Raw genomic sequence first — 11,700 nt, 5'->3', positions numbered from 1 at the left:
AACAGCCCTTTAACTTAGAACTCTCGATAAATCCTACGCGAAAAAGTGGTGGTTCCGTAACCATGCGGTCTGGCCTTGCGCGGCAGCGCAGGCATCGCGGGGGACGGCAGTTGCGTTGGAGTGTGTGATGAAGGGGCTCGTTGTGGGCGCAGCCGCGTTGGCTGCAGCCGGCTGGACAGCTTCGGCAGGGGCCGCCGATCTCAATTACGGGCAGCGCGCGCCCTATACAGTCAATCAGCCGCTCAATGCGTATAGCTGGGCCGGTCCTTATCTAGGTGGCAACATCGGCTACGAATGGGGCTCGGTCGACAACAATCCCTCAAAGCCCTCCGGTTTCGTCGGCGGCGTGCAGGCCGGCTATAATTTCCAGAACGGCCCTTGGGTGTTCGGCGTCGAGGGCGACATTCAGGCCGCCGGTGCCGATGATACCTTCGCGCCGTGGAAGTTCTCCAATCCGTGGTTCGGCACCCTGCGCGGCCGCGCCGGCTATGCCTTCAGCAACGTGCTGTTCTACGGCACCGCGGGCCTCGCCTTCGGCGAGCTGCGCGCGCAGACCTTCGGCTGGACGGAGTCGCACACCACCGCCGGCTGGACCATCGGTGCCGGCGCGGAAGTCGGCCTTGCGCCGAACTGGAGTGCCAAGCTCGAGTATCTCTACATCGACCTGTCGACGAGTCAGTTCGCAATTACGGGCGTGTCAAACGGCTATAGCGCCAGCGTTGTCCGCGCAGGCGTGAACTATCACTTCTGATAGCTGAAGAAGAAAATACCGGACCAACCTCCCGGCCGCTCGCGGCCGGGATTTTTTTTAAGCCAGGCTCGCTAGGAGAGGATGACCAAATTGACCGCCTTCGGTCCCTTCCCCTTCTTGTCCGGTTCGACTTCGAACGTAATACGCTGTCCTTCGGCAAGGTCCTTCAGTCCCGCCCGCTCCACCGCGGTGATGTGAACGAAGACGTCGCGGCCGCCGTCGTCGGGCTTGATGAAGCCGTAGCCGCGCTCACCGTTGAAGAACTTGACCGTTCCCGTCATGGCCATCGGGAAACTCCCCCTCATTGCTCCTCCGCCGCGACGCAGACTCACGTCACGACATGACCGGACCTTACGAAGCCCGGGAGCTGGCCATCCTTGGGCGGACCTCATCGGTCCGGCCGGATCTTTCTTAGGCCTTCACTCCGCCGCAACCATTCGCGGAAGCGGAACGTAAAGCCAGTCACGGCAACAGCATAATACGGTTCTTCGCAGATTGACTACCGCTCCTGCATATTTTTCCCAAGAATGCCGGAGTGTTACGGCCTCGGCAGCTCCAATCGGAATCTGGCAGCGCCGCCCTGGCCGAGCGGCATTTCGAGCTCCGGCAGGATCGTCTTGAGCTCGCCGTGCAGCGTGTAGGGCGGGTTGACGATCAGAAGACCGGCGGAGGTGAGGGCGGCACCATCGAGCTGCGGCGCCACACTGAATTCGAGGCGCAGGCATTTTCCGGGCGGCTTTGCTGCGGCTGCGAGCCGAGCCACCATTTGAGCCAGTGTGTCCGTGGCGCGCCGGTTCTTGGCCGGATACCAGATTACGTAGATACCGGTCGGCCATTTCGCGAAAGCCGTCGCGAAGGCCTCGCCGAGCCGCTCGAATTCGTCCTTGGCCTCGAACGGCGGGTCGATCAGCACGAGGCCGCGGCGCTCCTTCGGTGGCACGAAGGCCGGCAGTGCCATCCAGCCGTCGAGATCGACCACGCGCGCCTGTTCGTCGCGGCGCAGCACGTCGATCAGCGCCTTGCATGCCTTCGGCTCGAGCTCGCAGGCGACGAGGCGGTCCTGCGGCCTGAGCAGGCCGCGCGCGATCAGCGGCGAGCCCGGATAGGCCTTGAGCTCTCCCTTCGGATTGAAGGCGCGGACGATGTCGAGATAGGGCTTGGTCAGCGCCGCGGTCTCGTTCGACAGGCGCGCCTGCATCAGCCGTGCAATGCCGGTCAGCCACTCGCCGCCGCGGCGTGCCTCGTCGCTGCCGAGGTCGTAGAGACCGGCGCCGGCATGGGTGTCGATGACGCGGAACGCCGCCGGCTTGTCCTGCAAATAAGTGAGGATGCGCGCCAGCACGATGTGCTTGATGACATCGGCGAAGTTACCGGCGTGGAAGGCGTGGCGGTAGTTCATGGGATCGGACTATGTTGTCTCGCGCGATCCCAACCCCTTGTCATTGTGAGCGCAGCGAAGCAATCCAGAATCTAACTCCGGAGGCAGTCTGGATTGCTTCGTCGCCAGCGCAAAATTGCTTCACAATTTTGTCGCGGGCTCCTCGCAATGACCGGAACTATCCACCCCTGATCGGCGGCATCGTCACCTGGTCGCGGCGGCAGGCGCGGCGTTCGATCTCGTCGCAGGCGCGGAATTGCAGGTCCTTGCTGAGGCAGATGCGGACCTCGGAGAGCCGGGTCCGGTTGCAGGTGACCGAGATGGCGGCATCGCTGAGGCCGGGGTTGGCCTTGATGAACGCGTCCTCGATCTCCGCCGGCGCCACGGTCTTGGCCTGCGACAGATCGAGATATTCGGCCGGGATCTTGATCGCGGCGCGCGCCTTGCGGATCGTCTCGAAATAGCTGCGGCCCTCGAGCCCGGAGCAGGTGCCGTGCTTGTCCCATTCGTTGAAGATCAGGCCCGGCGCCGGCATCAGGTCGAGCATCGAGGAGACGATGCTGCGGTTCAGCCGCGGTGCCGGCCGCTGGCAATATTCGGGGAAGCCGCTTTCATATTGCGGCCACAGCCCATGCACCACGAAGGCATAGGGGCGTCCGCTGCACTGCATCTGTGAGCGGCCGCCGCGCTCGGCCGCTTCCTCGCAGAAGGAGGGCGACCATGACAGCGACAGCACGTAGAAATCGAACTCGCCTGGCGCGTTCTGCCGCTTGTCCTGGGCCTTTGCGTCACCGGCGAACGAGGCCAGCCCCGCGGCAAGGATCAGGGAAAGGGTCAGCGAGATCACCAGGCGGGAGAACGAATGCAATCTGGAATGAAACATGGCGACGCCCCTCAACTAGACTGTGCAAGGAAGCCTAGCAGGCGATAAGAACATTTCAAGAACAAAATTCAGGCGACCGCCATTCAGCCGCCAGTTCGACCCGAATCAGGGCTTTGCGGCGCGGCAGGCCGGATTATAGGCCCAGTTGCGGTCGACACCGACGACGCACCATTCGACGCCATTGCCGTAGCCGGCGAAGCCGCCATCCTCGATGATCGAGAAATGCACCTTGCGCACCTTGCCGTCATTGAGCAGGGCATCACCGGTGCAATAGCGGCGCGGGATGTTGTCGGACTGCCAGGGGCGGAACGCGATTTCGCGAACGGCGGAGAAGCCGGTGATTTTCAGCGAGGAATTCCAGAACGAGCTTTCTTTTTCCCAGAACTGGTTGGCGATCGTCGGCAGCGCCTTGTCGCAATCGGCGACGGCGCCGTCGTAGCGCGGTCCGCTGAGCCAGAAATTCAGCTCCAGCGGATTGGCGGCCCTGGCCTCACCGAGCGACAGCGCCCCGAACATGAGGCCGAGCACGGCGGCAAAGCGGAGCGATTTCAGGGAGGGGGCGCGCATGGTCAATCCGGACAGCTAAAGTCTTGCGAAGGTCGGACGGTGCCGCGAAGGCCGGGAGAGGTCAAGTGCAGCGCGGCAACACTTCGCCAGGAGTTGACCATATCGTCGCAGCCGGCAGGTCTTCCGTTCTTTTCACTTCCAGTCCGGCACCGTAAACTGGGGCCAGCCAATTGGAGTGACGGGAATGCGAATCATTGCGGCCGCGGGCCTTCTTGCCTTGGGTATGATGGCGAGCCAGTCGGCGCGCGCCGATATCCTTCCAGTGCCGCCGTTCAAGGGCAACGACACCGGCGGCATCATCGCCTATTCGATGGCGACCCAGGCCGATGCGCGACAGGTCGCGGTCGATCATTGCGCGCGCTACGGCAAGGTCGTCAAATTCCTCGCGGTGCAGGCCTATGAGGGCGGCTACATCTCGTTCTCCTGCCGCTGGGTGCCCTATGGCGCCGCCGAGCGGCCGATCCGCACGCTCTACTGAGGCGTTGTCGTAACGCCCAAAGCTCTCAAGCCGGGAGTCTTCCACATGACGCGCAAACTCGCTTTGCTCGGCTCGGTCGCTTGTCTCGTGCTGTCGGCAGGCGCAGCCGGCGCCGACGATCTGCCGATGCGCAAGGCCGGGCTATGGGAAATGAAGCTGGTCACGACTGGCTCGCCCGTGCCCGAGATGACGATGCAGCACTGCACCGACGAGACCGTCGATAAGGAGATGAGCAACAACGTCTCCCCGATGGCAAAGCAGATCTGCGCCAAGCAGGAGATTAAGAAAACGGCGACCGGCTATGTCAGCGATTCCGAATGCAGCGTCGCCGGCGTCAGCACGTCCTCGCATGCCGAGATCACAGGCGATTTCAATTCAGCCTACACCGTGAAGACCACCTCGCACGCGCAAGGCGGCGTCGCCGGCGCGGCCGGTCGCGATAGCACCATGACGCTGCAAGCCAAATGGCTCGGAGCCTGCAAGCCGGACCAGAAGCCCGGCGATATCGTGATGCCCGGCGGCTTCAAGATGAACGTGCGCGATGTCGATAAGCTGAAGGCGCTGCTGCCGAAGTAGGCGAGATCGTAGCCCGGATTACGCTTGCAGCGAAATCCGGGACCAACTCGTCGCTGTGGGTATAGGGTTGCGCTCTATCCTGCTGGCTTCTAGCCCTTCGGCAAAGTCATACTTCGGCGTCGAGGCTCGCAACGAATCGTTTGAAGTCTTGCAAGCCAGCATCCTTCGTGCCTTCGAGCAGCTCAACGCTTTCCCTCGCTCTCGCTGACAGCTCATCCGTTCGGCCAAGAAGCTTGGCCAGCCCCACGATGTGCTTTGCGCGAGAAAGGTGGATTGGGCTGTGCAGGGCCGCGCTACTCAGTAGTTCATAGGCGCCTTCCAGGGTCGACGCCCTGTCGAGATACGGAATGCCAATTTCCTTGAGTGCTGCAACAAGACGATCTGCCACTGGCTCAACGTCCGCGGACGATGTCACATTCCAGCGCATCTGATCCTGTCCCGAGATGTTTCCGAGTTCTGCGCCCAAAGAGTATGTTTGAAGCTTTTCCGACTTGCTGAGCATTGCGTTGTTCGCATTGATCATAATTTCAAGTTTATCAAACCTGACCGCAACATCGGCAACGATATCAAAGTCATCGCGGTGATCAATGAACGCCAAGTGTAGGCTCGATCTTCCTTGGGAGAATGGGCACCAATATGCCTGTTGCTTCGGCTTATATTTGTATCCAAGCTCGCCAACGCGGACACCGACCGCGTCCAGCAATGCGCGTCTCAACTCTTTCATCAACACACCTGCTCGGGAGAAGACATGCTTACCGGAAGACGTAGGATAGGCAGAACGAAGCAAAACTCATCCTGCGAATCCCCCGCTACACCGGAATCCGCACGCTCGCCCGCAATCCACCCATCGGGCTGTCGCCGAGCGTGATGTCGCCGCCATGGGAGCGGGCGATGTCGCGGGCGATCGCAAGACCAAGACCGGTACCGCCTTCGTCCTGATTGCGGGCGTTGTCCAGCCGCAGGAACGGCTTGAACACCTCTTCGCGCAAATGCGCGGGAATGCCGGGGCCGTCGTCGTCGACAGTGACGGTGAGATAACGGTGATCGCGCTGGCCGGTGATGGCAATGGCCTTGCCGTAGCGCGCGGCGTTGGTGACGAGGTTGGCGAGGCAGCGCTTGAACGAGGCCGGCTTCACCGTCACCACCGGCAGGCCGTGGAACGCCACGGTCGCGGTATGGCCGTGCCGTTCGGCGTCGCTGCGCAATTCTTCCAGGGCCTGGGCCATGTCGGTTGGCTGCGACTGCTCGCCGGAATCGCCGCGGGCAAAGGCCAGGTAATCCTCCAGCATCATCGACATCTCGTCGACGTCCTTGCGCATGCCCTCGAGCTCGGGACTGTCGCCGATCAGCGCCAGCTCGAGCTTGAAGCGGGTCAGGATGGTGCGCAGGTCGTGGCTGACGCCGGCGAGCATCGCGGTGCGCTGCTCCATCGTGCGCTCGATGCGCGATTTCATCTCGAGGAAGGCGACGGAGGCGCGCCGCACCTCGCGCGCGCCGCGCGGTCTGAAGTTCGGCGCCTCGCGGCCCTTGCCAAAGCTTTCGGCGGCATCGGCGAGCCGCAGGATCGGCTTGATCTGGTTGCGCAGGAACAGCACGGCGACGATCAGCAGGATCGAGGACGTACCGACCATCCAGAACAGGAATATCTCCGAGTTCGATGCATAGGCGGCGCTGCGCTGTGCGAACACGCGCATCACGGCATCGTCGAGCTGGATGCGGATCTCGACGAGGTTGGAGCGGCCGACGGTGTCGATCCAGAACGAACGCCCGATCTGGCGGCCGAGCTGCACCGACAGCGTCTGGTCGAGCAGCGAGAAGAACGGCTTCGGTCCCGGCGGCGGCATGTCGCCGGCGGGCAGGAAATCGACGACGAGGCCCAGCCGCTGCTGGGCGATGCGGCGGATCTGGTCGCGATCTTTGTCCTGCGGATAGCCCTTGTAGACGTCGATCAGCGCGGCGATGTCCTGCACCACTGCGGCCGACAGGCGGCGCGTCACCGTGTTCCAGTGCCGCTCCATGAACACGAAGGCGACGACCGATTGCAGGATCACCATCGGCACGATCATGATCAGCAGCGCGCGAGCGTAGAGGCCGGTCGGCATCCAGCCCTTGAACGCGTTGCCCATCCAGCCATTGGCGGCGGAGACGCGGCCGGCGGCGCTCTTCAGAAGCGTCAGGCCGGTATCGATCGTGCTCATCGGTCGCGCTTCACTGCGATTTAAGGCGAGGCCACCAGCCGGTAGCCGATGCCGCGTACCGCCTGGAGGAACAGTGGATTGGCGGGATCGGTCTCGATCTTGCGCCTGAGGCGGTTGATCTGCACGTCGACGGCGCGCTCGTTGACGCTGCCATTGCCGGTGAGCGCGCTGCGCGGCACGGTCTCGCCCGGCGTCTCCGAGAGGATGCGCAGCATCTCGCGCTCGCGGTCGGTGAGGTGAATGACCTCATCGCCCTGGCGCAGCTCGCCGCGATCGAGATGGTAGACATAGGGGCCGAAGGCGATCTTCTCCACCGCCGCGGCCTGCTGCGGCGGCGCGGTGCGCTTGAGGATGTTGTTGATGCGCAGCGCGAGCTCGCGCGGCTCGAACGGTTTTGCGACATAGTCATCGGCGCCGATTTGCAGGCCCTCGATGCGCGCTTCTGCCTCGTGCCGCGCCGTCAGCATCACGATCGGCACCGAGGACGAGGTGCGGATGAAACGGGCGAGCTCGAACCCGGTCTCGCCGGGCATCATGACGTCGAGGATCAACAGATCGAAATGCAGACCGGTGAGCTTGGCGCGCGCATCGCTGGCGCTGGCGGCGGTCGAAACGCGGTAGCCTTCGCTGGCGAGGAAGCGCGAGAGCAGATCGCGGATGCGGCGGTCGTCATCGACCAGCAGCAGATGCGGGGCATCGTCGGCGGGTTGCACCGGTGGGCGGGCGAGCGTGGCAGCGAGCGGCACGGTCACTCCTTGGCGTCTTGGTTGACGGAAGCGAAGATCGTCTCGAGCACCTTGTCCGGATCATCGCGATCGATCATCGCGCGCAGGAAGCGCTTGACGGTCTCGGCATCCTGCGGACCCATCTCGGCGAGCGCCTTGGTGATCCGCGTGGTCTGGAGCCCGGCAAGCTTCTGCACCAGCGCTTCGCCCTTCGGCGTCGCGTAGAGCAGGCGCTGGCGACGGTCATTGTCGCCGGTCTTCTGCACGATGTAGCCCTCGTCGAGAAGCTGCTTGAGCACACGGCCGAGCGACTGTTTTGTGATGCGCAGGACGTCGAGGAGATCGGCGACCTTGAGGCCGGGATAGCGATAGACAAAGTGCATGACCCGGTGATGGGCCCGGCCGAAGCCGAAGGCTTCCAGCTCCTGGTCGGGATCGCCCACGAAATCGCGATAGGCGAAGAACAGCAGCTCGATGATATCCCAGCGCAAATTGCCTCCATCCCCTGCGGCCGGCCGAGGCTCGGCGGCATCTTGAGAGGGATTTACGAAATTTATGTCAGGCATATTGACGTATCTTGGGTTCAATGTTACAAAACGATCGACCCGCACGAAATTTTAGATCGTTTCGCGACGGGCAGCGTCGAAGCAGGAACGGCGGAAAGAGCCGGACAGGCGACGACGGGCGATCAGATCTACCGTGCGATTGTCGAGCGGCATTTCGGCAAAACATACTGGACTTCCGCCTTCGGCAAAAGCATGTCCTCGGCGACATGCTGGCCACGGGAAACCGGCCGTAACAAGGCTGGCGGTGGTCCAGACAGACACCTAATGAAGCCAGCCGGCCCCGAGCAGGGGCAGGCGGTGCCAGAACAGCGCCGATACCGGCAGCGGGAGCCAAGGACATGAGTATGACATTCGACATCCAGCCCGCATCCAATCCGACTCCAGAGAAGGACCGCATCGCCAAGCTGGTGGACCCCGGGTTCGGGCGGGTCTTCACCGATCACATGGCGATCGTTCGCTACAACCAGGCCAAGGGCGGCTGGTACGAGGCCAGAATCGAGGCGCGCGCCAACTTCCAGCTCGATCCTGCCGGCGCGGTCCTGCATTACGCCCAGGAAATTTTCGAGGGCCTGAAGGCCTACAAGCGCGACGACGGCGGCGTGAACCTGTTCCGCCCCGATGCCAATGCGCGGCGCTTCAAGGATTCGGCCGACCGCATGGCGATGGCGCAATTGCCCGAGGACGTCTTCATCGAGGCGGTCGAGCAGGTCGTGCGCATCGACCGCGCCTGGATGCCGGGCGGCGAGGGCAGTCTTTACTTGCGCCCCTTCATGATCGCGAGCGAGACCTTCCTCGGCGTCAAGCCGTCCTCCGAATACATCTTCGCGGTCATCGCCTCGCCGGTCGGCTCCTATTTCAAGGGCGGACCTGCGCCGGTGTCGATCTGGGTTTCGGAGAACTACACGCGCGCAGCCATCGGCGGCACCGGCGCGGTGAAGTGCGGCGGCAATTATGCCGCGAGCCTGCGCGCCCAGGCCGAAGCGATCCAGCATGGTTGCGATCAGGTCGTGTTCCTCGATGCGGTCGAGCGCCGCTACATCGAGGAGCTCGGCGGCATGAACGTGTTCTTCGTGTTCGACGACGGCTCGCTGTCGACGCCGCCGCTCGGCACCATCCTGCCCGGCATCACCCGCGACTCCATCATCACGCTCGCCCGCGATGCTGGAAAGACGGTGCGCGAGGAGCCCTATTCGCTCGACCAGTGGCGCAAGGACGCCGCAAGCGGCAGGTTGAAAGAAGCCTTTGCCTGCGGCACCGCGGCCGTGATCTCGCCGATCGGCAAGGTGCGCTCGGTCAGCGGCGATTTCGACATCAGCGGCGGCGCGGCCGGCCCCGTCGCCATGGGCCTGCGCAAGCAGCTCGTCGACATCCAGTACGGCCGCACCAACGATCCGCACAATTGGATCCGCAAGGTGTTTTGAGGCGGAGTACTCGGCTGCGCTCTTCCTTCTCCCCTTGTGGGAGAAGGTGGCGCGCGAAGCGCGCCGGATGAGGGGTCTGCTTCCGCGGATAGAACCCCTCACCCGTCTCGCCGCTAGCGCGGCGAGCCACCCTCTCCCGCAAGGGGAGAGGGGAAAAGCCAGCGGTTGCCGCACCGCGCGTCGGCTGGTAAACGCCGCGGATGGCCGAGAAACCCAAAAAACCCCAGAAGCTGAAGGCGCGCCTGCCGCGCGGGCTCGAGGATCGCGATCCCGCCGCGATCCGGGCGACGCGCGAGATGGTCGAGAAGATCCGCGCCGTCTACGAGCTCTATGGCTTCGAACCGGTGGAGACGCCGGCGATGGAATTCACCGACGCGCTCGGCAAATTCCTGCCCGACCAGGACCGCCCGAACGAGGGCGTGTTCTCGTTCCAGGACGACGACGAGCAGTGGATCAGCCTGCGTTACGATTTGACCGCGCCGCTCGCCCGCTATGTCGCCGAGAATTTCGACACGCTGCCAAAACCCTATCGCAGCTACCGTGCCGGCTACGTGTTTCGCAACGAGAAGCCCGGCCCCGGACGCTTCCGCCAGTTCATGCAGTTCGATGCCGACACGGTCGGCTCCGCGACGCCGGCGGCGGACGCCGAGATCTGCATGATGGCGGCGGACACGATGGAAGCGCTCGGGATTGCGCGCGGCTCCTATGTCGTGAAGGTGAACAACCGAAAAGTGCTGGATGGGGTTCTCGAAGAAATTGGGCTCGGTGGGGATGAGAACGCCGGTCGTCGGCTAACGGTCCTGAGAGCTATCGATAAATACGATCGGCTCGGTGCTGAGGGCGTGGAGCTTCTGCTCGGATCAGGCAGAAAAGACGAGAGTGGCGATTTCACGAAGGGTGCTGGTCTAGATAAGCACCAAATACAGAAGGTCTTGGTGTTTACGCTCTTGCAGAGCGGACAGATGACCGAATTGGAGCATGTTGGGCAGGGGACATTTGTCGAAAGCAACAAGGGTGTGCTCGACGGCATGATGACCCACTTCGGGGCAAATGAAACGTCCCGGGCGGGTGTCGAAGAACTCCGAATGATTTCGGAACTGGTTGAGGCCGCCGGCTATGGTCGAAATCGCATCAGCATCGATCCCTCCGTCGTGCGCGGCCTCGAATATTACACCGGCCCGGTCTATGAGGTCGAACTCCTGCTCGACACCAAGGACGAAAAGGGCCGCCCGGTGCGCTTTGGCTCGGTCGGTGGTGGCGGACGTTATGACGGTCTCGTCTCGCGCTTTCGCGGCGAGCCGGTGCCGGCGACCGGTTTCTCGATCGGCGTGTCTCGCTTGCAGGCCGCGCTGACGTTGCTCGGCAAGCTCGACACGCGGCCGGAGTTCGGCCCCGTCGTCGTCACCGTGTTCGACCGAGATCGCGTCGCCGACTATCAGAAGATGGTCGCATCCTTGCGCACTGCCGGCATCCGCGCCGAGCTCTATCTCGGCAATCCCAAGAACATGGGCAATCAGCTCAAATATGCCGATCGCCGCAACGCGCCCTGCGTCATCATCCAGGGCTCGGATGAAAAGGCGCGCGGCGAGGTGCAGATCAAGGATCTGATCGAGGGTGCCAAGGCCGCCGCCGCGATCGCCTCCAACCAGGAATGGCGCGAGAGCCGCCCGGCGCAGTTCTCGTGCAGCGAGGCCGATCTCGTCGCCAAGGTGCGCGAGGTCTTGGCGCGCCATGACGTGAGCTGGGGCTAGCCATTCGCTGACGCCGTCATGCCTGGGCTTGTCCCGGGCAGCCACGTCTTGTTTGATGGCGGCCGTCAATGGCCGGTGTTCGGCCGCAAGGGAGAGAAAAATGCCTGAGATCACCATCAGCATGGCCGAAGGCCGCACCGACGAGCAGAAGGCCGGCATGATGCGCGACATCACCCAGGCGCTGGTGAAAAATCTCGGCGTCGACGCCGATGCCGTCGTCATCCAGATCAACGAAGCCCCGCTGCGCCATAAGATGAAGGGCGGCAAGACCTTCGTGGAGCGCGCGGCGGCTGCGAAGAAGTAGCCGACGCTGCGGCTCGTAGTGCAGCCGCAGCTACAATCACAACCGTCGTCCCCGGGCATGTGCCGGTTGGGGGACAGGGCCGGGACGCACACGGGGTTTTTG

15 protein-coding genes are annotated in these 11,700 nt (G+C 63.3%); 7 read left to right on the top strand and 8 right to left on the bottom strand.

Translation table 11 applies throughout. The features are described from left to right. Positions 1 to 127 precede the first annotated feature (127 nt). Positions 128 to 751, top strand: coding sequence for an outer membrane protein (locus tag AAE027_RS25790; protein ID WP_176945544.1), 624 nt, complete (start codon positions 128 to 130; stop codon positions 749 to 751). 71 nt (positions 752 to 822) lie between these two features. On the opposite strand, the gene AAE027_RS25785 is transcribed toward AAE027_RS25790, so the two are convergent. From AAE027_RS25785 to AAE027_RS25770, 4 genes are all read right to left on the bottom strand, one after another. Beyond that, entirely contained in the window at positions 823 to 1,038 is a 216-nt protein-coding gene (locus tag AAE027_RS25785) for a cold-shock protein (RefSeq protein WP_008544396.1), read from the bottom strand. A 251-nt stretch (positions 1,039 to 1,289) separates the two neighbouring features. Continuing rightward, entirely contained in the window at positions 1,290 to 2,150 is an 861-nt protein-coding gene (locus AAE027_RS25780; RefSeq protein WP_370986309.1) for a 23S rRNA (adenine(2030)-N(6))-methyltransferase RlmJ, read from the bottom strand. 157 nt (positions 2,151 to 2,307) lie between these two features. After that, complete coding sequence (locus AAE027_RS25775) at positions 2,308 to 3,012, bottom strand: ribonuclease T2 family protein (protein ID WP_249759585.1); 705 nt, start codon at positions 3,010 to 3,012, stop codon at positions 2,308 to 2,310. A gap of 105 nt (positions 3,013 to 3,117) precedes the next feature. Then, the gene (locus AAE027_RS25770) at positions 3,118 to 3,579 is read right to left on the bottom strand and encodes a hypothetical protein (protein ID WP_091886782.1); all 462 of its coding nucleotides are present in this window, start codon (positions 3,577 to 3,579) and stop codon (positions 3,118 to 3,120) included. A gap of 184 nt (positions 3,580 to 3,763) precedes the next feature. Between AAE027_RS25770 and AAE027_RS25765 the strand changes: the two genes are divergently transcribed. After that, the gene (locus AAE027_RS25765) at positions 3,764 to 4,057 is read left to right on the top strand and encodes a hypothetical protein (protein ID WP_091886779.1); all 294 of its coding nucleotides are present in this window, start codon (positions 3,764 to 3,766) and stop codon (positions 4,055 to 4,057) included. Between the two features lie 45 nt (positions 4,058 to 4,102). After that, entirely contained in the window at positions 4,103 to 4,633 is a 531-nt protein-coding gene (locus AAE027_RS25760) for a DUF3617 domain-containing protein (protein ID WP_370986308.1), read from the top strand. 106 nt (positions 4,634 to 4,739) lie between these two features. On the opposite strand, the gene AAE027_RS25755 is transcribed toward AAE027_RS25760, so the two are convergent. The 4 genes from AAE027_RS25755 to AAE027_RS25740 all read right to left on the bottom strand — a co-directional run bounded on the left by AAE027_RS25755 (position 4,740) and on the right by AAE027_RS25740 (position 8,122). Continuing rightward, complete coding sequence (locus tag AAE027_RS25755) at positions 4,740 to 5,357, bottom strand: hypothetical protein (RefSeq protein ID WP_370986307.1); 618 nt, start codon at positions 5,355 to 5,357, stop codon at positions 4,740 to 4,742. 85 nt (positions 5,358 to 5,442) lie between these two features. Next, positions 5,443 to 6,831, bottom strand: a complete 1,389-nt coding sequence (locus tag AAE027_RS25750; protein ID WP_128931428.1) for an ATP-binding protein — start codon at positions 6,829 to 6,831, stop codon at positions 5,443 to 5,445. 20 nt (positions 6,832 to 6,851) lie between these two features. Then, on the bottom strand, positions 6,852 to 7,583 hold the full coding sequence (locus AAE027_RS25745) for a response regulator (RefSeq protein WP_091886766.1): 732 nt from the start codon (positions 7,581 to 7,583) through the stop codon (positions 6,852 to 6,854). Then, positions 7,580 to 8,122 carry a MarR family winged helix-turn-helix transcriptional regulator gene (locus tag AAE027_RS25740; RefSeq protein ID WP_244551117.1) on the bottom strand — a complete coding sequence of 181 codons (543 nt, stop codon included), beginning with the start codon at positions 8,120 to 8,122 and terminating at the stop codon, positions 7,580 to 7,582. The genes AAE027_RS25745 and AAE027_RS25740 overlap by 4 nt, the downstream gene beginning before the upstream one ends. On the opposite strand from AAE027_RS25740, the gene AAE027_RS25735 reads away from it, so the two are divergent. The 4 genes from AAE027_RS25735 to AAE027_RS25720 all read left to right on the top strand — a co-directional run bounded on the left by AAE027_RS25735 (position 8,090) and on the right by AAE027_RS25720 (position 11,598). Next, positions 8,090 to 8,464 (top strand): hypothetical protein, encoded by a 375-nt coding sequence (locus AAE027_RS25735; RefSeq protein WP_370986526.1) that lies wholly within the window; start codon positions 8,090 to 8,092, stop codon positions 8,462 to 8,464. The two genes, AAE027_RS25740 and AAE027_RS25735, sit on opposite strands and share 33 nt — an antisense overlap. Further along, positions 8,461 to 9,543 (top strand): branched-chain amino acid aminotransferase, encoded by a 1,083-nt coding sequence (locus AAE027_RS25730; RefSeq protein WP_128931431.1) that lies wholly within the window; start codon positions 8,461 to 8,463, stop codon positions 9,541 to 9,543. The genes AAE027_RS25735 and AAE027_RS25730 overlap by 4 nt, the downstream gene beginning before the upstream one ends. A 200-nt stretch (positions 9,544 to 9,743) precedes the next feature. After that, on the top strand, positions 9,744 to 11,294 hold the full coding sequence (gene hisS, locus AAE027_RS25725; protein ID WP_370986306.1) for a histidine--tRNA ligase: 1,551 nt from the start codon (positions 9,744 to 9,746) through the stop codon (positions 11,292 to 11,294). Between the two features lie 55 nt (positions 11,295 to 11,349). Beyond that, the gene (locus AAE027_RS25720) at positions 11,350 to 11,598 is read left to right on the top strand and encodes a tautomerase family protein (protein ID WP_128937147.1); all 249 of its coding nucleotides are present in this window, start codon (positions 11,350 to 11,352) and stop codon (positions 11,596 to 11,598) included. Positions 11,599 to 11,700: the final 102 nt, after the last annotated feature.

This window comes from Bradyrhizobium sp. DN3, assembly GCF_041357655.1.
In the GTDB taxonomy this organism is placed as follows: Bacteria; Pseudomonadota; Alphaproteobacteria; order Rhizobiales; family Xanthobacteraceae; genus Bradyrhizobium.
The sequence above is the reverse complement of the archived record's forward strand: the minus strand, read 5'-3'. Positions and strand labels throughout refer to the sequence as shown.